We start from the raw sequence: 21,636 nt of genomic DNA, 5'->3' as shown, positions 1-21,636 counted from the left end.
CATCCGGGGTCAAGATCCGGTGCTTCGAGTCTTAATGTAAAGCCGGCGGCTTAAAGCTTCAATACCAACCCACCGCAACCTGCGCTTCTTCGGACATGCGATCCGGCGTCCAAGGGGGATCGAACGTCATCGAGACGTCGACGCCAGAAACGCCCTCAACGGCACCGACGGCATTTTCCACCCAGCCCGGCATTTCACCGGCAACCGGGCAACCCGGCGCTGTCAGCGTCATGACGATCTTCACCATGCGATCGTCTTCGATGTCGATCTTGTAGACCAGACCCAGCTCGAAGATATCGGCGGGAATTTCCGGATCGTAGACCGTCTTCAGCGCAGAAATAATATCGTCGCTGAGGCGCGCCAGCTCATCTGCGGGGATGCTGGAATGCACGATCCCTTCGCGCGCGTCGATCTTCTGTTCGCTTTCGTCGAGTGACATCGCTTGCCTCCTCAGGCAAAGAATTTCCGTGCATATTCCAGTGCATCGGCCAAGGCGTCCACCTCGGCGCGCGTATTGTACATGCCGAACGATGCACGGCATGTGGAGGTGACGCCGAAGCGTTTCAAGAGCGGCTGGGCGCAATGCGTGCCGGCACGAACGGCAACACCCTGTCGGTCGATCACCATCGAGACGTCGTGCGAATGAATTCCCGCCAGCTCGAAGGAGAAGATGCCGCCCTTGCCTGGCGCGGTGCCGATGATACGCAGCGAATTGATATCGCGCAGCCTTTCCGCCGCATAGGCGGCAAGATCGGCCTCGTGACGCGCAATCGCTTCCCGGCCGATGCTGTCCATATAGTCGAGCGCATAGCCAAGGCCGATCGCCTGAACGATCGGCGGCGTTCCCGCTTCGAAACGATGCGGCGGATCGTTGTAGGTGACGTTTTCCTCGGTGACATCGAAAATCATCTCGCCGCCGCCCTGGAACGGCCGCATCTCGGCAAGCCGTTCCTTCTTGCCGTAGAGAACGCCGATGCCCGAGGGACCGTAAAGCTTGTGACCGGTCATGACATACCAGTCGCAATCGATATCCTGCACGTCGACAGGCATATGCACAGCACCCTGCGAGCCGTCGATCAGAACCGGAATGCCGCGCTCATGCGCGATACGGCACACTTCCTTTACGGGAACGACGGTTCCGAGCGCGTTCGACATGTGGGTGATAGCCACGAGCTTCGTGCGCTTCGTCAGGCTCTTTTCAAAATCCTCGATATGGAACGCGCCCTCGTCGTCAACGGGCACCCATACCAGCTTCGCGCCCTGACGCTCGCGAATGAAATGCCAGGGTACGATGTTGGAGTGATGCTCCATGATCGAGACGACGATCTCGTCGCCCTCGCCGATCTCAGGCATGCCCCAACCGTAGGCGACCGTGTTGATCGCTTCCGTCGAGTTCTTGGTAAAGACGATGTCGTCGACCGATGGCGCATTCAGGAAACGGCGCACCTTTTCGCGAGCCGCTTCATAGGCTTCCGTGGCGGCATTGGACAGGAAATGCAGGCCGCGATGCACATTTGCATACTCATTCGAATAGGCATGCGAGATGGCATCGATGACGAGCTGCGGCTTCTGCGCGGAAGCGCCGTTGTCGAGATAGACCAGCGGCTTGCCATGCACCGTCTTCGCCAGGATGGGAAAATCCCGGCGAATGGCTTCGACGTCATAGGCCGTTGCCGGCACGATCTTGTCCACGAGCTTTGCCTCCAATCAGGCGTGCTTTTCCAGCCAGCCGGAGATAACGCCTTCCAGCGCCTCGACCAGGGCTTCGTCTTCCAGTTCTTCGACGATCTCGGCCACGAAGGCGTTGACCAGCATGGCCCGTGCCTTCTTCTCGGGGATGCCGCGCGCCATCAGGTAATAGAGATGGTTGCCGTCGATATCGGCAACAGTGGCACCATGGCCGCACTGTACGTCATCGGCGAAGATTTCAAGCTCCGGCTTCACCGAGAACTCGGCATCGTCGGACATCAGCAGCGTGTTGCAGGCCATCTTGGCGTCGGTCTTCTGCGCATCCGGTGCGACCCGGATCATACCCTGGAAGACGCCACGAGCGCGGTCGAACACGACGTTGCGGATAACTTCCGTGGAACCTGTGTTCGGAACGTCATGGCCAAGCACCATCGTCACATCGGTATGCGTATCGCCGCCGAGCAGGCTGATGCCGCGCAGCGTCAAATCCGCGCCCTCGCCCACGACCTTGATATACAGTTCCTGACGCACCAGCTTGCCGCCAGCGTTGATGACAAACAGCTTCAGCTTGGCATCTTCTCCGAGTTCGATGCGGAGTTGGCCAAGATGGGTGTCTTCACTGCCCTGCTCCTGCAGGATGATCCAAGTGATCTCAGATCCCTTGCCGATCTTGACTTCGCTGACCGAGGAAACCAGCGCGGCAGCGCCTTCGACCGCCTGATGACGCTCGATAAAGGTCGCCTTGACGTCAGCGCCGAAAGTAACCGGCAGACGGCTGTGGATCTGGCCGCCAGCATGGATGAACTGCACTTCGAGCGGCGCATCGAGTTCTGTGCCATCGGGGAAATCGATGACATAGCCATCGCGCACGAAGCTCGCATTGATACGCCCGATGGCGTCATCCTTGCCGAGCGCTTCGAGCCCGGCAGCAGCCGTGCCGTTGATCAGGCTGTCAGCATAGCGGCCGACCGTCAGGCTCTTGACCGAGGCCTTCTCGCTTGCCTTTCCCTGAAGGACGGCAATGACAGGCGATCCTTCGACCGTCGGCGGCAGCGCCTCGACTAGGCCCTTGCCGATATCGCTCGGAACCAGGCGCAGCAGGTTCTTGAAATCGGTATAATGCCATGCCTCGATCCTGCGCGTCGGCAGACCGGCGGTCTTCAGCTCGTCCAGAAGGCGATCGCGAACGGCGAAAACTTCGCCGTCGCCAGGCAGATCGCCCATCTGGTCGTTATACGCCTCGATCAGCGCCGTCTCCGCGGCGGTGAGGCGGTTCGTCGTCTGAATGTTCATCGACGTGTCCTTTCCGCCTCGATCAGGCTGCAGCTCCGATGATGTCGGCGTAGCCGTTGGCTTCCAGCTCATGCGCCAGCGTCTTGTCGCCGGACTTGATCACCTGGCCCTTGTAGAGGACGTGAACGGTGTCCGGAACGATATAGTCGAGCAGGCGCTGGTAGTGGGTGATGACGATCACGGCGCGGTCGGGAGAGCGCAGTGCATTGACGCCGTCGGCGACGATCTTCAGCGCATCGATGTCGAGGCCGGAATCGGTTTCGTCAAGCACGCAAAGCTGCGGCTCCAGGAGCGCCATCTGCAGGATTTCGGCACGCTTCTTTTCACCGCCGGAGAAGCCGACGTTCAGCGGGCGCTTCAGCATGTCCATGTTGATCTGCAGCTTGGCCGCAGCATCCTTAACGCGGCGCAGGAAATCCGGCGTCGTCAGCTCGTCTTCGCCGCGTGCCTTGCGCTGTTCGTTCAGGGCAACCTTGAGGAACTGCATGGTGGCAACGCCGGGGATTTCGACCGGATACTGGAACGCCAGGAAGATGCCCTTGGCGGCACGCTCGGCGGCATCGAGCTCCAGAATGCTCTCGCCGTTATAAAGGATGTCACCCTCGGTGACTTCATAGTCCTCGCGACCGGCGAGGATATAGGAAAGCGTCGACTTGCCGGAGCCGTTCGGGCCCATGATGGCGGCGACTTCACCGGCCTTCACGGTCAGGTTCAGGCCACGGATGATCTCGGTGCCGTCTTCGGCGATACGGGCGTGCAGGTTCTTGATTTCAAGCATTTGAGTATCCTATCGCAGGAATGAAGGTGCGGCGCGCGCGGCGCGCCAAAGCTAATTCTGTTTCGTGTGCGTCAGCCGACGCTGCCCTCGAGCGAAATGCCGATCAGCTTCTGCGCTTCGACGGCAAATTCCATCGGCAGTTCCTGCAGCACTTCCTTGACGAAGCCGTTGACGATCAGTGCGATCGCCGCTTCCTCGGGAATGCCACGCTGCAGGCAGTAGAACAGCTGATCTTCGGAAATCTTCGAGGTTGTGGCTTCATGCTCGAACTGCGCGGACGAGTTCTTCGCCTCGATGTAGGGCACAGTGTGCGCGCCGCACTTGTCGCCGATCAGCAGCGAGTCGCACTGCGTGAAGTTTCGGGCATTGGTCGCGCGGCGATGCGCCGAAACCTGGCCGCGATAGGTATTCTGCGAGACGCCGGCGGCAATACCCTTCGAGATGATGCGGCTCGACGTGTTCTTGCCGAGATGGATCATCTTGGTGCCGCTGTCGACCTGCTGATGGCCGTTCGAAACCGCGATCGAATAGAACTCGCCACGGCTGTCGTCGCCGCGCAGGATGCAGGACGGATATTTCCAGGTGATCGCGGAGCCGGTTTCGACCTGCGTCCAGGAGATCTTGGAGCGATGGCCGCGGCAATCTCCACGCTTGGTGACGAAATTGTAGATGCCGCCCTTGCCGTGCTTGTCGCCCGGATACCAGTTCTGCACCGTCGAATATTTGATTTCAGCGTCATCGAGCGCAACTAGTTCGACGACGGCAGCGTGCAGCTGGTTTTCATCGCGCTGCGGCGCCGTGCAGCCTTCGAGATAGGAGACATAGGCTCCCTCTTCGGCGATGATCAGCGTGCGCTCGAACTGGCCGGTGTTCTTCTCGTTGATGCGGAAGTAGGTCGACAGTTCCATCGGGCAACGAACGCCCTTCGGCACGAAGACGAACGAGCCGTCAGTAAAGACCGCGGAATTCAACGTCGCATAGAAATTGTCCGAGGTCGGCACGACGGAGCCAAGGTACTTGCGCACCAGATCCGGATGCTCTCGGATAGCTTCCGAAATCGACATGAAGATCACGCCGGCCTTCTTCAGCTCTTCCTTGAAGGTGGTGACGACCGAGACGGAATCGAACACCGCGTCAACGGCAATCTTCGACTTCTCGACGCCGGCAAGAATCTCCTGCTCGCGCAGCGGAATGCCGAGCTTCTCATAAGTCTTCAACAGTTCCGGGTCGACATCATCGAGCGACTTCGGACCGGCGAATTTCTTCGGGGCGGCATAATAATGAATGTCGTTGAAGTCGATCTTCGGGTAGTCGACACGGGCCCATGTGGGCTCTTCAAGGGTCAACCAGCGGCGATAGGCCTCGAGGCGCCATTCGAGCATCCAATCCGGCTCTTGCTTCTTGGCGGAGATGAAGCGGATAATATCCTCGGAAAGACCCTTGGGAGCCTTTTCCACCTCGATCGTGGTCTCGAAACCATACTTATACTGGTCCACGTCGATCTGGCGAACCTGATCGACCGTTTCCTGGACTGCAGGCATTTCGTTCTCCAATCTCGCCGGATCCAAGGTCCGGCAGCTTGTCAACGTTGCGGCAGACTTATGTCTGCCCTCTATGTAGTCGGCCAAAAGGGACTTTTCACCCCGCTTGACAAGCGGAAATTTCGGTTTCCGCAAAATTGTGGCCGTTAGGCCGCCGCACCCGCCAGCTTCCGCCTTCCCGCGATGCGGGCAAACGCGGCGATAGCGCGATCGATATCCGCTTCGGTCGTGGTCGGACCCAGCGAAATACGGAGCGCGCCGAGCCTGGGATCGCATCCCATCGCCACGAGCACATGGCTCTCTCCGACCTTGCCGGACGAACAAGCGGACCCGGCAGAAATCGCTACACCTTCGAGGTCGAAGGCGATCTGGCCGGTTTCGGATTTCAGTCCCGGCAGTGTGAAGAAGCTGGTGTTCGGAACACGCGCACCGCCTTTGCCATGAATGATGACATCGGGTGCCGCCAGTTCCATGCCCGCTTCCAGCCGGTTGCGCAAGGAACCGATCGCGGCATTGCGAACCTCGAAGTCTGCAGCAGCAGCCTCGGCAGCGGCACCGAAGCCGATGATGGCAAGCGTGTTTTCCGTACCCGAGCGATGGCCCTTTTCCTGTCCGCCGCCATGGATCAACGGCTTCGGCATCAGCACCTCGCCGCGAGAGACGAGCGCGCCGGCACCCTTGGGGCCGCCGATCTTGTGCGAGGAGACGATCAGGAAATCCGCGCCGATCGCATTGATATCGAGCGGCACCCGGCCGGCTGCCTGAACGGCATCCACCACGAAGAGACCACCCGCGGCCTGAACGAGCTTGGCCGCTTCGCCGACAGGCTGGAGAATCCCGGTCTCGTTATTCGCGATCATGATGGCAACCATCGGCAAGCCGCTGGCCTTGTCGTGGGCAGCAAGCATGGCCTCCAGCGCGAAAAGATCGACCGTACCGTCCGACGTTACCGGTATTTCGCTGACATTATCCCTGGTAAATCGTCCGCCTTCGCGCACGGCTGGATGCTCGACGGCCGATATATAAAGATGGCTGACGAGAAGCGGCGTGCGCCCCATGCGGAATTCCGGCGTCAGCACCATATTGGCCGCCTCGGTGGCGCCGCTCGTAAAAACGACATGGGCGGATTCGGCGCCGGTCAATCTTGCAACCTGGCGACGTGCAGTCTCGACAGCTGCACGAGCTGCCCTACCTTCACCGTGAACGGAATTGGGGTTGCCTTGAATATCCATCGCACGCAACATCGCATCGCGCGCCGCCGGATGGAGCGGTGCGGTAGCATTCCAGTCGAGATAGAGGCGTGTTGCCGCCATAATCTTCTTCCTGTGCGACTTTGCTTTGCTGCGCCCGGTTCATTTTCCTTGAAATTTCAGCCGGGCATGCCTTATGACACGTTCCACAAACCGTTGCGCAAACAACGCGCGGACCACCGCATCAAGTTTCGAATTGTTCTAAACTGCGTTCTAGAAAAGATGAGCGCATTCGTCAAGTCAACTTGCTGCGTACCGTAAGGTTTGAACGCAGAAAAAGAAGAGCCGGAGTATCGATGCCCGAAGTAATTTTCAACGGCCCCGCTGGTCGCCTTGAAGGCCGCTATCAGCCCTCCAAGGAAAAGAGCGCCCCGATCGCGATTATCCTTCATCCCCATCCGCAGTTCGGCGGCACGATGAACAATCAGGTGGTCTACCAGCTCTTCTATATGTTCCAGAAGCGCGGCTTCACCACGCTCCGCTTCAATTTCCGCGGCATAGGCCGCAGCCAGGGCGAATTTGACCACGGCGCCGGCGAGCTTTCCGATGCTGCCTCTGCACTCGACTGGGTACAGAGCCTCCATCCCGATTCGAAGAGCTGTTGGGTTGCCGGTTACTCATTCGGTGCGTGGATCGGCATGCAGTTGCTGATGCGTCGCCCCGAGATAGAAGGTTTCATGTCGATCGCGCCGCAGCCGAATATCTACGATTTCTCCTTCCTCGCACCCTGCCCGTCGTCCGGCCTGATCATCAACGGCGATGCGGACAAGGTTGCCCCGGAAAAGGACGTCAACGGCCTCGTCGAGAAGCTGAAGACACAGAAGGGCATCCTGATCACGCACAAGGTCGTGCCGGGCGCCAACCACTTCTTCAACGGCCAGGTCGAAACGCTGCTCGGCGAATGCGAGGACTATCTCGACCGTCGCCTGAATGGCGAACTAGTGCCGGAACCGGCCGCCAAGCGTATCCGATAAAGACGCGGCCCTTATCGAGCCATTCTGAACGTCGGGCAAGCGATCCCGTCGATCGTCATCGACGGGTGCTCCTGCATGCCGATCTTCCGCAAAACACGCTGCGATGCGACGTTCTGCGGATGCGTGAAAGCGATGAATTGCCGGGCAAAACCACGCTTGAAGAACCATTGCGCCAATGCGCCGGCAATTTCCGTCGCATAGCCGTTGCCCCAGGCATCCTTCTGAATGGAATAGCCGAGCTCGAACTCGCCCCTACCGCTTTCCCGATAAAAACGTGAGAAGCCGGCGCGGCCGATAAAGCGGCCGTCTTCACGCCGCAGCATCTTGTATTTGGTCGTGCCATCTCGCGCTTGTTCATCGAACCAGCTTTTCAGCCGTTCCTCTGCCTTCTCCAGCGTCCAAGGTGCCGCACCGGAAAGATAGCGGGTGGTCTCGATCGTCGAATGCAGCTGCCGAATCACTTCGGCATCACCCTTGTCCCACATCGTCAGAACGAGGCGCGGGGTTTCGAGTATGATGGTGTCACTCATCTGCCTGCCTGTTTTCGTGATGGATCTGCAGCCTGCCGTAACGTGCATGCCAGCGCCGATTGACAACCGGCGGCTCAGTGCTAACCGCTCGGCCTGATTTCAACAAGCCGGTCAAGCGACGATATTGAATGCGAAGGCCTGCCGAAGCGGGCCTCCAGATTACCGCTTGGTATTATCGGTCAGTGACATGCCGGCAGGCCGGGTGCGCCGCACTTCTTCTTTTCCGGAGGATTCTGCGGCGGAGGCGGAGGTGGTCTCTTCACCTGCTGCTGCACGACCTTCGGCTGCGGTTGCGGCTTCGGTTGAGCCTGTGGCTTGGGTGCCTGTGCCACTACATGGGGCGCGGGTTTGGGCTGTGCAGGAGCCGGATTGGCTTGCCGGGGCGGGGCGGCAGCGACATGAGGCTGACTGTTGACCCGAGCTTGGTTGCTGGGGACCGCCTTGGGCTTCGCCGGCGTTCTGGCGGCGACGGCCGGCGCTGCTGGGGCATGCGCATTGGGCTTCGGTGCAGCGGCAACCGGATTTGGTTTGCCGCTCGGCGCTGCTTGGGGTGCCGGGGTCTTGGCAATCTGGTTTTGCCCCTTCACGGTAGGTGCATTGCCAACCGCCGGCAGCGGTTGTCCCTTCGCGCCGGGAAGCGCATGGGCTTTGGCGTTCGGCGTGGTCTGAGGCTGTTGAGCCTGTTTCGTCTGAGCCGCGCCAGGGTTGGCTGGCTTGCCCGTGGCTGGCAAAGGCTGACCATTCGCGCCGGGAAGCGCGTGCGCATTGGCATTTGTGCCTTGCTGGGTAGGTTGAGTCGCAACAGCCGGATTATGCACCGCATTCGGCGTAGCTTGTGGCGATTGCCCCGGCTTCGTCTGAGCGGCTCCCGGATTGACAGGCAGCTTGCCACCAGCCGGCAGGGGCTGGCCATTGGCGCCGGGAAGCACATGGGCAGCAGCATTTCCGCCTTGTGGCTGGGCTGAAGGCGTGACCGCCGGAGCGGCTCCAGGCACCGTCTTGGCAGCCGCGGCAGGATTCTGCTTTTGCAGAACTGCCGCCTTCTTCTGTACCGATGGCGGCAAGGCAACATGCAGTGCTGCAGCCCCTGCTCCCGCGATGACGGCCGCACCGGCGAGTTTCTGGCCCGTCGTCAGCCCAGGGTTGGCAGATGCAGCGCCATTCTCGTTAACGGTGGTATTGTTGTTGATGACCGTCGTATTGTTCACGACCGTATTGTGGATGTTGTTGAAGATGATGTTGTTTTCCGGCGGTGCGATATCGCGTGGCTGCTCGACCCATTGAGGGACCGGAACGAAGGCCGGCGCCGGCAACACGTAGAGATCGACCGCGGGCTGAGGCGGCGGCAGCACGACGAAATCCGGCGGCGGTGGCGCAAGGAAAACGACGGGCGGCGGCGGGGCATAACCGAAATCGGCATCATCAAAATAAAGCACGGGACGGTCGACATAGACCACTTCCGGCGGTGGCGGTGGCGGAACATCATACTCGATGACGGTGAAGGATGGCGGCGGCTCGAGTGCTGCCTCGAAATGCTCGAGACGGCGGCGGGCATCCCACACATGGGGACCGCGCGGATAACGCCTCAGATAAGACCAATAGGCCTCAGGCGTATCGGCAATCCAGGTCTCGCGCCAGGTGATAGCCTCGCGGCGGGCGGCGACAATGGCGCGGACACGCCTTGCCATGGAGTCGTTCGGATAGGCGGCCAGAAAATCCTCATAGCCCTGCAGCGTGTCGCGATCGAGCGCGGCGAAATAGGCATCACGCTCGTCGAAATCGCGAATGGGCTTCGTCCGGTTTGCCACATCCTCGGTGCTCGACACTGCAGCAGCCGGTGCATTCGGACCGCGATCGAAGAAGGTAAAGGCGTTCTTGAACCTGGAGGCGTCCCAGGAAATTTCGGCACCCTTGGTCAAGTCGCCGACCCGCAACCGTGTGCGATCGAAGACGTCATCAAGCGAAAGGCCGCCAACACGGATCATCTCCGCCAGCGCATGCGCATAGGAACCATACGGACCGGCCTCCTGCGGTGCGACCGTGCCAGGCGCCGCATTGAAGGCAATCAGCTGGTTGACGTCGGGATCGACCAGCGCCAGACCGCCGGCCAGCGGCTGATTGGACTGCACGAACGGATTGGCCCTCGCCGCATCCAGCACGACGATGCTGCCACGATTGTTAATGGCGGACAGCGATTTGGTGAAGTCGCTCACGCGGACTGCCTGGACGGGGACATCCGTGGCATTGGCGATCTGTGCATCGACAGGCACGAAATAATTGTCGCCCTGATATTGCACACCATAGCCCGCCAGATAGACGAAGACGACGGTATTAGGACCTGACGCGTTGGCTTTCGTCAGAAAGTCGCGCATCGCGTCGCGCAACCCGTTCTGGTCGAGGTCGCGCGCGCCGATCACATCGAAGCCCGCAGCCTGCAGCGTCTGCGCGATCAGGCCGGCATCGTTGGCCGGCGTCGGAAGCGCACCCACCGTGTAGGCGGCGTTACCCACGACAAGCGCTATTCTCTTTTCAGGGGAACCTTGAGCTTCGGCCGGATTCGCAGCAGCGATACCGGCCAAAACCAACATCATGGCAAAAAAAGCCCAGATCGTCTTTTTGGATGACAATCCCATCTTCGAAAGCAGAGGCGACATACCGGTTTCTTTCACGAAACATGAGGTGCGTACGGGATCAACAGGAAATCATTAGGATTTGATTCGGGCGAATGCGCGACTTATTCCCGGCGGCTTCGCGGCGATGTTACGATCTATTGACGTTCGGAAACGCTCGTTTACACATCCCGCTGGCGCCGAAACTTGTCGTCCTCCCCACCAAAATGGTGACGCGCCGGTAAATCGGTGATAAACGCGCCCCGCGACATCAAACAATAGCGACTTCGCCGCGCCTTCCAGAGTTGCGGCATCGAGAGACCAAGATCATGGCTGAGTTCAAATCCGATTTCCTGCGAACCCTGCAAGAGCGCGGCTTCATTCATCAGATTTCCGATGAAGCCGGCCTCGACGACCTCTTCGCCAAGGAAACCGTGACGGCCTATATCGGCTTCGATCCGACGGCATCGAGCCTGCATGCGGGCTCGTTGATCCAGATCATGATGCTGTACTGGATGCAGGCGACCGGCCATCGGCCCATTTCGCTGATGGGCGGCGGCACCGGCATGGTCGGCGATCCCTCCTTTAAGGAGGAAGCCCGCAAATTGATGACCATCGACATGATCGAGGACAATATCGCTTCGATCAAGCGCTGCTTCTCGAACTACCTCACCTATGGTGAAGGCCCGAAGGACGCGTTGATGATCAACAACGCCGAGTGGCTGCGCTCGCTGAATTATCTGGAATTCCTGCGCGATGTCGGTCGCCATTTCTCGGTCAACCGCATGCTGTCCTTCGATAGCGTGAAGACGAGACTTGACCGCGAACAGTCGCTGTCGTTCCTCGAATTCAACTACATGATCCTGCAAGCCTACGACTTCGTCGAACTGGCCAAGCGTTATGATTGCCGCCTGCAGATGGGCGGCTCGGATCAGTGGGGCAATATCGTCAACGGCATCGATCTCGGTCACCGCATGGGGACCAAGCAGCTCTTTGCCTTGACCTCACCGCTGCTGACCACGGCGTCCGGCGCCAAGATGGGCAAGTCTGCTACCGGCGCAGTCTGGCTGAACGCTGACCTGCTGTCGGCCTATGATTTCTGGCAGTACTGGCGCAATACCGAGGATGCAGACGTTTCCCGCTTCCTGAAGCTATACACGACGCTACCGATGGATGAAATCGCTCGCCTCTCCGCGCTTGCCGGTTCAGAGATCAACGAAGTCAAGAAGATCCTCGCGACCGAAGTCACGGCGATCCTTCACGGCCGCGCGGCAGCCGAACAGGCAGCCGAAACGGCACGCAAGACCTTCGAGGAAGGTGGCCTGTCCGAAAACCTTCCGTCGATCGATGTTCCCTCCTCCGAACTCGAAGCTGGCATCGGCCTGCTGGCTCTGATCGTGCGCGCCGGTCTTGCCGGTTCGAATGGCGAAGCTCGCCGCCATGTTCAGGGCGGCGCAGTACGCATCAACGATCAGGCTATCAGCGACGAGCGCAAGGTGATTGGTACCGGCGAAGTCACAGCCGATGGTGTCATCAAGCTCTCTCTCGGCAAGAAGAAGCACATCCTGATCCGTCCGGCCGCTTGAGCGTCTGAATAGAAAGAGAACAAAGAGAGCCGGCGCCCTCGCGCCGGCTTTATCATTTGTGCCGGTGCAGATGCAGAACATTATCACCGCTGGCCGGATGATTTTTTCATCCCGATGTCGGATTACGGCCCGCCTATTCGTCCTCAGTCCAGATCGCATGCTCGGAGGTGACTTATGGATGAATTGCCGGTGATCAAAACGAGGCGCAAAGGCCGAAACCTTACGCAAAGCATGTTGATTCCCAGCGAGCAGATGCTCGCCCGCGCCCTCTGGGCAGCGCCACCGGGTCGGTTGTCCGATATTGCGGGAGTAAGACAGGCGCTTGCCAGGCAATATGGTGCCGACGCCTGCTGCCCTGTCACCGTTCAGCGACATTTGGTGCAGATCAGTCAAAACGGCACGGCTCCGTTTTGGCGCATCGTGGACCCCGATCGACCATTCGCACGGCGCATGAACGGCGGGCCGGAACGCATACGAGAGCGACTGGCGGAAGAGAAATAATCTGCGCTGCCTCTGCTATCGAAAGGCGGAGCCTAAGCTTCGCGCCGCTTCAATACTCAAATATCTGCCTGAAAACACCTGGCGCGATGATCGAGAGAGGATTGATCTGCAGGTTCGATTTCTCGATCGTACCGGTCAATCTGAAGGTAATGCCGATCAGGCCGCGATCGCTGCCATTGCCCAGGATGAAGCCGACGATCGGAACTTCCGCGAACAGCCGGTTCAGGCCATAGGCGGGCATGAAGGTCCCCGTCATGTCCATCTTGCCATCGGCGTCCTTCAGCACGCCCTGGAACGTCGCTCCGACCTGTACGCCCCGCACCACGCCATTTTCGACGGAGAGCACCCCATCGCGCATCACCAGCCGCGCAAAGCCGCGCTCGAAATTCTGCGAACGCGTATCGATATTCTGCTTCACGGCCGAATTCAGGCTCTTGCCGTTCTTTCCGCTCGGCGTCGATACGATGGTCGAGAGTTTCTTGTCGTCGATGATGGAGAAGTTGCGGATGTCGAGCGAACCGTCCCAATCATCCTGCCCGATCGAGCGCAGCGACAGATTGAGCAATCCACCTTGCAGATGCCTGTAGAGATCGGTGAAACGCGCAACGGCACCGGCATCGCCGCTCGTGATACGGATGACGCCGTTGGCGCCTTTGCTCATCTGGGTAACGAGCGCTTCGCCGCTACGGGTCACACCGGAAAAGTCCGCAGCCGTCGTCTTGCCGCCGGCGATCGAATAGACGCCCTTGACATTGCCGATGGTCTCATCGTTGAAGCCGATGACCTTGTCGAGATTGGCACGAACGGTCGCGCTCGCCGAAGCGTCTCCGTCCGAACTCTGCTGGCCGCCCGATGTGGACGCCTTCAGGCGCGCGAGGATCGGACGTATGTCGGCGGAACTGCCCGATATCGCCACGTCGTAGCCGCCACCCTTGCCCCGCTTCAGCGAGAGGGCAAAATCATCGAGCGCCGAGAGCTTCACGCTGTCGAAGCTTGCCGAGGTAAGGCTCCCCTTGCTGATCAGAAGATCGCCGCTGGCGCCGAACCCATCGCCCTTGAGCGTGAAATTCTTGAGCGTCGTCTGGCTGTCCGGACCGGAAGCCTCGAACTGCGCGGTCGCCGCAATGCCGCTGCCCTTCGACCAGCCCACCCACGGCACGGTCAGAGCCGCTTTGCCGAGATCGACCTTGACACCCTGGCGGTCGTCGTCGATGCGCGTCAACTCCACTTTGACGGGCCCATCAATTATATCCCGAAGTCCGGGTAGAACGGTGTTGCGCTGCGCATCGGTCAGCGTTGCTGTGATCACGCGGGCGCGCTTGACCGGCGATTTGCTGTCGGTCGGCTCCACCATGTCGATCTGGGCCGGAATACTGTCGATCTGGGCCTGGGCTTGCAGATGCACGGATTGCGGATCGGCCGAGATCACGCCGGTCAGATTGTCGATCTTGCGATTGTTCATCGGCTTCAGCAGGTCGACATTGTCGAGATTGAGCTTCGCCTGCCACTCCGGCGGGGGCGGCTGCTGATCCTTGATGAGCCCTATCCTGGCATCGACCTTGGCGACGATCTTGCCGTTGAAATCCTCCGGCTTGAACTCGGTCCGCTGCAGCACCTCCAGAGGTTTGTAGGTCAGAAGTTCGCCGATCGCATCGCCGGAGCCTGAAATCGTCAAATCAAGATCGGCCATCAGCGGCTTGTCGTAGGTCGCCGGGATCGAGAAGCTGCTGTCACTCAGCGTGATCGTACGCCCCGTTGGAAAATAGGAGGTGGCCGTGGCGATATCGACGACCATATTCGGACCGGTCAGATCGAAATGGGCCTTGGTATCGCGCAACGGCGGAATTTCGCCGGGAACGTTCATCCGTGCGCCATCTATGTCGAAGGCGATATGCAGCTCGTTTTTGCCAAGCTGCAGCTTGCCGGTCTGCGATGCCTCTCGCAGTCGTCCGGCCGGAATGAAGACCGATATGGCAGCATTGGTCACCGAGCCACCGAAAAGATTGCCCTCGACCCAGACCCGGGGTTTCGAAGCCATCCAGAAAGGCCAAAGCTGCTTGACAACAGTTGTGTCGAGTTTGTCCGCCCGGCCGCCGAAACTGATTTCCGGCGAGCTGTCGCCGAGTTTCATATGCAGAGAGCCGAAAAGGGCGCCTTGCGGCGTCGATATGCCGAGATTGTCGAACTGGAATTCCTTCGTTGCGGAAAAAAACCGCCCTGTGGCGCGGCCATCGAAGCTGACAGGCTTTTCCCCCGAGAGAGACGAAGCGGCAACACCGTCCTTGATCACGAAATCGATGCCGAAACCCTTGCCTGCACTGGCGTCGACACGATCGAGATCGATGACCGCGCCGGAAAAGGGCGCGATCGTCCGGAGGAACTGCGCTTTTGACGGCGCAATCTCCAAAGTCTGGTGATCGAAGTTGTAGGCGAGGTTGATATTGGCCTGCGTCAACTCCTGCATATCATGGTCCATATAGAGGACGCCGGGCTGGACATTGATGGTGGCGCTCAGCTTCGGATCGATGCCTGCCTCGCCCTTGACCGCCGAAAGCGTGATGTCTCCGAAGGTCATCAGACCCTGTCGCGGCGTCCCGTTCGGGTCATAGGTCATCGTGAGTGGCTTGAGATCGAGATTCGATATCCTCGCCGTCAGCGACGAGCTGTGACCGGTCTCGTTTTGATCCGCCCTCACATCCAGAAGCGCCACGGACCCGTTGAGCGCGACTTGGCCATATAAATGCAAAGAATTCGGTGCCGCCCGCTCAAATGTGAGGTTGTCGACGACGAGGGAGATCGGATCCCCCTCCTGTCGCGCCAGCTTCATCGAGAAGCCGGAAATGCGCACGGAATTCGTGCCGCCGCGCTGGACGAAGTGTTCGAGAAAATCGAGATTGTCGAAGGCCGCATTCAAGGCCTTGGGTAAAGCATCGACGCGCAAGGCGGTCAAATCCACCGGGTCGCCTTGCGGCAGCAGTGAGGTATCGAGCGCGATCCCCTCTGCCGCTACACTTGCCACTTCCACCCTGCCCTCGATGAGGGCCAAGGGGTCCAGCTCCATATTGACGGCTGACATCGTCGACAGATGCTTGCCGCTCTCCTGATCGACGACATTGACGTCGCGTGCCTCCAGTGCCAGGCGCAGGTCGGAGGTAAATCGGATCACGGTCGCGCCGACCTCTGCCTTGTAACGCGGGCCGATGGCCTGATCGAGAGCCGTCTGCGCTTTCTGTGACAGCGGCGCATCGAAGATACCGCCTTCGATGGTCGCGATGACGGCACCGAGAATAATGGCGAGAAACGCAAAGAAAACCAGCGTTATGCGGCAGACATGCCAAACATGCGATCGCCTGCGTCGACGGCGCTCCGGCACGTGCACGATCAACGGATCTTCGACCTGAGCGGACGGCAGATGGTCGAGCGACACGAGATCCTTTTTGCGGAATGTTACCTTTTCGCCTCGGATCACTCCTGCGCGTGCCTTTCACTTATACAATTTTGTTGGTGACGCTGCGTCCCATTGGACGGCACACGCGAGCAGTATATATGCCTTACCTCAAGTGTCATCTAAAAAACCGGCAAAAGAAAGGTTTTCCCGTGGCGGAAGTTTTTCCGATTCAACTGAACATCGGTGACAAGGCGCCGGATTTCGATCTTCCGCGCGATGGCGGCGATCGCGTTCACCTTGCCGATTTTGCCGGCAAGCCGTTGGTGATCTATTTCTATCCCAAGGATGACACCACCGCCTGCACGACGGAATCGATTACCTTCACGGCACTGTCAGCCGATTTCGCAAAGCTCGGCGTTGCCCTCCTAGGCGTCTCTCCCGATACTGTGAAAAGCCATGATAAATTCGTCAAGAAGCATGCGCTTTCCGTGCCGCTCGCCTCCGACGAGGAAAAGACCATGGCGATGGCCTATGGCGTCTGGCGCGAAAAAAGCATGTATGGCCGCACCTATATGGGTGTGGTGCGCTCGACCTTCCTGATCGGCGCCGATGGGCGCATCGCTGCAATATGGGACAAGGTCAAGGTCGCCGGACACGCCGAAGCCGTTCTGGCTGCGGCCAAGGAACTTTGAAGGCATGTCCGGCAGTCCCGAAACCATCACGTCGCTGCGCGGCGGCGCCATCGCCGCCATCCGTTCGGCCGATCTCGATATAAAGACCGAGCTCGCCCAGGAATCGGCGACACGTTGGTTTGCCCGCACCCTGTCGCTGCGTTCGCCGCTCGACCCGCCGCTCGCCGATCGGCCCGGTCGGCCCGAAAAGCCGGAGCTTGTGCCACCGAAAAACATGGAGAAGCGCTCGCTGCATACGCTGAAAGGCCGCATCGCGCTCCTGCATGCCATCGCCCATATTGAGCTGAATGCCGTCGATCTCGCATTGGACATTGTCGCGCGTTTTGCGACGGGACCGGTCCCCAATTCCTTCTTTGATGGCTGGATGCAGGTTGCCTTCGAGGAAGCCAAGCATTTTCGCATGGTGCGGGCGCGCCTGCGCGAGTTGGGTGCCGAGTATGGCGATCTGCCGGCCCATGACGGGCTGTGGCAGGCGGCCCATGCGACCCGCACCGATCTGACCGCGCGCCTGGCAGTCGTGCCTCTGATCCTCGAAGCGAGAGGTTTGGACGTGACGCCGGCCCTTCAGGCAAAGATGCGCGAAACCGGCGATCTCGAAAGCGCCGCCATACTCGACGTCATCTATAATGACGAGAAGGGCCATGTTGCCGTCGGTGCGAAATGGTTTCGCTTCCTGTGCGCGCGGGAAAAGCGCGATCCGGCCCGAACCTTCCAGGAGCTGGTGCGCGCTAATTTTCGGGGCTCGCTGAAGGCACCGTTCAACGATATCGCCCGGGCGGAAGCCGGACTGACACCCTCTTTCTACCGTTCACTGACATCTACAAGCAATGCTTGATATACTAACGTAAAATGGCTTTTCCGGTATTTAATACTGCCATAGAAAGCATTCATTAACCATAATGCCGTGTACTTCCATCGGGTGCCAAAGGGCACCGATTGGGAGAGTCTCGGTGACAGCAAAGCCTCAGAACCGGGTTTTCGGCAAGCAAAGGCGACATCACACTATCATCTTCGCCAGCGGCGATACGGTGCGCCACATGACCGTGCGCCCATGGATGGCGGCTATTGCCGTCTGCATGGTCGGAATTTTTTCGATCGGCTATCTCCTTGCTACGTCCTATCTTGTTCTGCGTGACGATCTGATCGGCGCGACGATGGCCCGCCAGGCGCGCATGCAATATGACTATGAAGACCGTATCGCCGCCCTGCGCGCCCAGGTCGATCGCGTCACCTCTCGCCAGCTTCTGGATCAGCAGGTGGTGGAGGAAAAGGTCGACAAGCTGATCGAACAGCAGCAGCAACTCTCATCACGCAACGGTAAGCTCAGCACCCTGCTCGACCGGGCAGAGAACTCCGGCCTGACCGGCAAGGGCGCGCATTCCGACGCCGACGCTGCCGCGCCAAAGAACGAACATGCCCAGCTGACGTCGCCCAAGGCAATCGAAAAGCTTCTCATGAGCGGCAAGCCGGCCGACGCCACACCCGACAACTCAACGCTTGCCTACGTCCCTGCCCCCGAAACCGTGGCCGACCGTGCCGATCGGGTCTTCTCCAAAGTGACGCTGTCGCTGAAGCATATCGAGCAGGATCAGTTGTCCCGCATCCACAATCTCACCGCCGATGCGTCGGAAACTGCCACTTCGATCCAATCGATCATGCAGAATGTCGGCATTAAGGTGCCGAACGAGGTCGCCGGCATTGCGCGTGACGATGCGGATGACGGTGTGGGCGGTCCATACGCACCTCCGGAAAATGTCGACCAGTTCGAACGATCCATGGCGGAACTCGACACCGCCCTGACACATCTGGAAACCGTTCGGGGGGCGGCCGAAAGACTGCCCTTCCGCAATCCTGCACCGGGCAAGCTCGTCACCAGCCCTTTTGGCAATCGCAAGGATCCCTTCTTCGGCACGCTGGCACTTCACACCGGCACGGATTTCCATTTCAGCCCTGGTGAAAAGATCAAAGCGACCGCCCCTGGCAAGGTGGTTTCGGCTGGATGGACCGGCGGCTACGGCAACATGGTGGAGATCGACCACGGCGACGGCATCTCCACTCGCTATGGGCATATGGAACAGGTGCTCGTCAAAGTCGGCGACAAGGTCGGCGCCGGCGATGCGATCGGTCTTGCCGGCAGTACGGGGCGCTCGACAGGAACACATCTGCATTATGAAGTGCGCGAGAACGGACATCCCATAGACCCGATGTATTTCATCGGCGCCGGCACGAAACTAGCAAGTTACATCAGCGGATTGGGCGCAATTTAGCTGCCGGAATTGTGACAAACGCGCAACAAAGATGGCACTAATCCAAAAATTGCGTTATGAATGAACTTCGAGGCTGTTGAAGCGCCTGCTTTCCTTGACTTCCCGGGTATTTGGTTCTATGTCGCGCTGCATTGCGGCACGCTCCTGCGTGTCGACTCATGGTGTTCGACTGAACCAAGACGGAATTAGATTTCCCTTTGACAACATTTGCTGACCTTGGCCTGAGCCAAAAAGTCCTTTCCGCGGTAACTGACGCGGGCTACACCACACCGACTCCGATCCAGGCCGGTGCAATCCCCTTTGCGCTTCAGCGCCGTGACATCTGCGGCATTGCCCAAACCGGAACCGGCAAGACGGCCTCCTTCGTGCTGCCGATGCTGACGCTGCTGGAAAAGGGTCGCGCCCGCGCTCGCATGCCGCGGACGCTTATTCTGGAGCCGACGCGCGAACTCGCAGCGCAGGTCGCCGAAAACTTCGAAAAATACGGCAAGAACCATCGCCTGAACATTGCCCTTCTGATCGGCGGCGTTTCCTTCGAAGAGCAGGATCGCAAGCTTGAGCGTGGCGCCGATGTGCTGATCTGCACGCCCGGCCGCCTGCTGGACCATTTCGAACGCGGCAAGCTGCTGATGAGCGCCGTCGAGATCTTCGTCATCGACGAAGCCGACCGTATGCTCGACATGGGCTTCATCCCGGATATCGAGCGCATTGCCAAGCTTATCCCCTTTACGCGCCAGACGCTGTTCTTCTCGGCAACGATGCCGCCGGAAATCCAGAAGCTAGCCGATCGCTTCCTGCAGAACCCGGAACGCGTTGAAGTCGCAAAGCCGGCATCGACCGCCAAGACCGTGACGCAGCGCTTCGTTGCCTCGCATGGCAAGGATTACGAGAAGCGCGCTACGCTGCGCGATCTCATCCGCGCCCAGACGGATTTGAAGAACGCGATCATCTTTTGCAATCGCAAGAAGGACGTTTCTGACCTCTTCCGCTCCCTGGACCGCCACGGCTTTTCCGCCGGCGCACTGCATGGTGACATGGACCAGCGCTCGCGCATGACCATGCTTCAGAATTTCAAGGACGGGAATCTGCAGCTGCTCGTCGCCTCCGACGTTGCTGCTCGCGGCCTCGACATCCCCGATGTCAGCCACGTCTTCAATTTCGATGTTCCGATCCATTCGGAAGACTACGTTCACCGCATCGGCCGCACCGGTCGCGCCGGCCGCTCCGGCGCCGCCTTCACCATCGTCACGAAGCGCGACACCAAGCATGTCGACGCCATCGAGAAGCTCATTGGTGAAGACGTTCAGTGGCTGAACGGCGATCTTTCGGCTCTGCCACCGGCAGACGAGAGCAGCGACGACAACCGTTCGTCTCGCCGCCGTGACCAGAAGGGCAAGGGCCGCGATCGAGATCGCAGCCGTGGAGGCCGCAACGCCTCGAGTCATAAATCTGATATCGACGTCGAGGATAATGACGTCGTAGCGATCGAAGCAGCACCAGCAAAGGCCGAAAGCGTGAAGAACGAGCGCAAGTCTGAGAACAACAATAACAGATCCCATAACGGTTCTCGCAACAACCACCGGCCCTTTCCTGCTGCCAATGACGATCACCGCGAGCGCCGCAACCGTTATCGCGATCAGGATGACGGTCCGACGCCAGTCGGCTTCGGCGATGATATCCCGGCTTTCATGCTCATCGTGGCAAACGCCAAGGCCTGATAGATTCCGCTCAGACACGCAGCAGATCGGCTTGCCGGATGTTGCGTCCAATCTCGGGATTTGAATATTGGGCAAGCCGGGCATCGATTTCCCAGGACTGGGAACCGGTCTCGCAATCTTGCAGGACGGCAAGCTTTTGCTCTATCGCCGCCTCAAGGCACCGGAAGCCGGATGCTGGAGCATCGTCGGCGGCAAGGTCGATCATATGGAGCCTGCCACCAAGGCCGCAATTCGCGAAGCGGAAGAGGAAAGCGGCCTCTCCATCGGCAGGATCGACTATCTTTGCACGCAAGAAGTCATCATCGAGGCCGAGCGGCAGCACTGGATCTCGCTGATCTACGTCTGCAAGGATTTTTCCGGCGAACCGCGCCTGATGGAGCCGGACAAGCTCTCCGATTTCGGCTGGTTCGGCCGCGGCGAGCTGCCGGCTCAGCTTTCCGAGTTCGCCAAGGCAACGATCGCCCATTTGAGCGAAGCAGATTTCCGCTGACGCCTATTTATCCGAGCGAAGCGCAGCCTCATACGCCAGCCGCACCCAACGCGCCATTTCATCCGGATCGTCGAACGCGTCGTCGGGTATCGACCAATAGGGCATGTTGACGGCCTTGCCTTTCTTGCCTTCGTAGGCCCAGCGTCGCGCGCCGGCGGCCTCAAATTGGGAGGCACTGGCATCGTCCGCTTTCAGGAGAATCTCGTCATCGACCTCGAGTGCCAATATTCGCCCCATATGATAAATTCCCTTCCCGCCGAACATCCGTTTGATGGTGATCGGCCCGAGCGACTGAAACATCTCCTCGATATCGATATTGTCCATTCCCTA

General features: G+C 59.5%; 18 protein-coding genes. 8 read left to right on the top strand and 10 right to left on the bottom strand.

What is annotated here, in order from left to right:
- Nucleotides 1-58 precede the first annotated feature (58 nt).
- From AC13QY_RS15525 to AC13QY_RS15500, 6 genes are all read right to left on the bottom strand, one after another.
- Entirely contained in the window at nt 59-439 is a 381-nt protein-coding gene (locus AC13QY_RS15525; RefSeq protein ID WP_069612273.1) for an SUF system Fe-S cluster assembly protein, read from the bottom strand.
- A gap of 11 nt (nt 440-450) precedes the next feature.
- Nucleotides 451-1,692 carry a cysteine desulfurase gene (locus AC13QY_RS15520; RefSeq protein WP_488493648.1) on the bottom strand — a complete coding sequence of 414 codons (1,242 nt, stop codon included), beginning with the start codon at nt 1,690-1,692 and terminating at the stop codon, nt 451-453.
- Between the two features lie 15 nt (nt 1,693-1,707).
- Nucleotides 1,708-2,982, bottom strand: coding sequence for a Fe-S cluster assembly protein SufD (sufD, locus tag AC13QY_RS15515; RefSeq protein WP_113355573.1), 1,275 nt, complete (start codon nt 2,980-2,982; stop codon nt 1,708-1,710).
- A gap of 22 nt (nt 2,983-3,004) precedes the next feature.
- Entirely contained in the window at nt 3,005-3,760 is a 756-nt protein-coding gene (gene sufC, locus AC13QY_RS15510; RefSeq protein WP_092716448.1) for a Fe-S cluster assembly ATPase SufC, read from the bottom strand.
- Nucleotides 3,761-3,831: 71 nt separating this feature from the next.
- The gene (gene sufB / locus AC13QY_RS15505) at nt 3,832-5,301 is read right to left on the bottom strand and encodes a Fe-S cluster assembly protein SufB (RefSeq protein ID WP_069612982.1); all 1,470 of its coding nucleotides are present in this window, start codon (nt 5,299-5,301) and stop codon (nt 3,832-3,834) included.
- Nucleotides 5,302-5,447: 146 nt separating this feature from the next.
- Nucleotides 5,448-6,614, bottom strand: coding sequence for a cysteine desulfurase family protein (locus AC13QY_RS15500; RefSeq protein WP_113355571.1), 1,167 nt, complete (start codon nt 6,612-6,614; stop codon nt 5,448-5,450).
- A 233-nt stretch (nt 6,615-6,847) separates the two neighbouring features.
- On the opposite strand from AC13QY_RS15500, the gene AC13QY_RS15495 reads away from it, so the two are divergent.
- Nucleotides 6,848-7,525 carry an alpha/beta hydrolase gene (locus tag AC13QY_RS15495; RefSeq protein ID WP_004108794.1) on the top strand — a complete coding sequence of 226 codons (678 nt, stop codon included), beginning with the start codon at nt 6,848-6,850 and terminating at the stop codon, nt 7,523-7,525.
- Between the two features lie 11 nt (nt 7,526-7,536).
- Here AC13QY_RS15495 and AC13QY_RS15490 read toward each other — a convergent pair whose 3' ends face one another.
- Nucleotides 7,537-8,055, bottom strand: coding sequence for a GNAT family N-acetyltransferase (locus AC13QY_RS15490; RefSeq protein ID WP_113332558.1), 519 nt, complete (start codon nt 8,053-8,055; stop codon nt 7,537-7,539).
- Between the two features lie 179 nt (nt 8,056-8,234).
- Entirely contained in the window at nt 8,235-10,709 is a 2,475-nt protein-coding gene (locus AC13QY_RS15485; RefSeq protein WP_113355569.1) for a caspase family protein, read from the bottom strand.
- Between the two features lie 284 nt (nt 10,710-10,993).
- Between AC13QY_RS15485 and tyrS the strand changes: the two genes are divergently transcribed.
- Together tyrS and AC13QY_RS15475 are read left to right on the top strand one after the other, a co-directional pair.
- On the top strand, nt 10,994-12,250 hold the full coding sequence (gene tyrS / locus AC13QY_RS15480) for a tyrosine--tRNA ligase (RefSeq protein WP_113355567.1): 1,257 nt from the start codon (nt 10,994-10,996) through the stop codon (nt 12,248-12,250).
- A 174-nt stretch (nt 12,251-12,424) separates the two neighbouring features.
- Nucleotides 12,425-12,751: a hypothetical protein gene (locus AC13QY_RS15475; RefSeq protein WP_113332561.1), complete on the top strand. Its 327-nt coding sequence runs from the start codon at nt 12,425-12,427 to the stop codon at nt 12,749-12,751.
- Between the two features lie 49 nt (nt 12,752-12,800).
- Here AC13QY_RS15475 and AC13QY_RS15470 read toward each other — a convergent pair whose 3' ends face one another.
- The gene (locus AC13QY_RS15470; protein WP_113355564.1) at nt 12,801-16,220 is read right to left on the bottom strand and encodes a YhdP family protein; all 3,420 of its coding nucleotides are present in this window, start codon (nt 16,218-16,220) and stop codon (nt 12,801-12,803) included.
- 128 nt (nt 16,221-16,348) lie between these two features.
- Between AC13QY_RS15470 and AC13QY_RS15465 the strand changes: the two genes are divergently transcribed.
- The 5 genes from AC13QY_RS15465 (at nt 16,349) to AC13QY_RS15445 (ending at nt 21,306) form a co-directional block, all read left to right on the top strand.
- Nucleotides 16,349-16,831, top strand: coding sequence for a peroxiredoxin (locus tag AC13QY_RS15465; protein ID WP_113355561.1), 483 nt, complete (start codon nt 16,349-16,351; stop codon nt 16,829-16,831).
- Nucleotides 16,832-16,835: 4 nt separating this feature from the next.
- Entirely contained in the window at nt 16,836-17,666 is an 831-nt protein-coding gene (locus tag AC13QY_RS15460) for a ferritin-like domain-containing protein (RefSeq protein ID WP_113355559.1), read from the top strand.
- Nucleotides 17,667-17,781: 115 nt separating this feature from the next.
- Nucleotides 17,782-19,098, top strand: a complete 1,317-nt coding sequence (locus tag AC13QY_RS15455; protein WP_113389976.1) for a M23 family metallopeptidase — start codon at nt 17,782-17,784, stop codon at nt 19,096-19,098.
- A 197-nt stretch (nt 19,099-19,295) separates the two neighbouring features.
- Nucleotides 19,296-20,816 (top strand): DEAD/DEAH box helicase, encoded by a 1,521-nt coding sequence (locus tag AC13QY_RS15450; protein WP_095434991.1) that lies wholly within the window; start codon nt 19,296-19,298, stop codon nt 20,814-20,816.
- A 67-nt stretch (nt 20,817-20,883) separates the two neighbouring features.
- Nucleotides 20,884-21,306, top strand: a complete 423-nt coding sequence (locus AC13QY_RS15445; protein WP_113355552.1) for an NUDIX domain-containing protein — start codon at nt 20,884-20,886, stop codon at nt 21,304-21,306.
- A 3-nt stretch (nt 21,307-21,309) separates the two neighbouring features.
- Here AC13QY_RS15445 and AC13QY_RS15440 read toward each other — a convergent pair whose 3' ends face one another.
- Entirely contained in the window at nt 21,310-21,630 is a 321-nt protein-coding gene (locus tag AC13QY_RS15440) for a TfoX/Sxy family protein (protein WP_069612994.1), read from the bottom strand.
- Between the last annotated feature and the right edge of the window lie 6 nt (nt 21,631-21,636).

The organism is Martinezella sp. CNPSo 3795, assembly GCF_057784475.1.
Note: the sequence above shows the minus strand (reverse complement) of the source record. Positions and strands in the feature narration are given on the sequence as shown.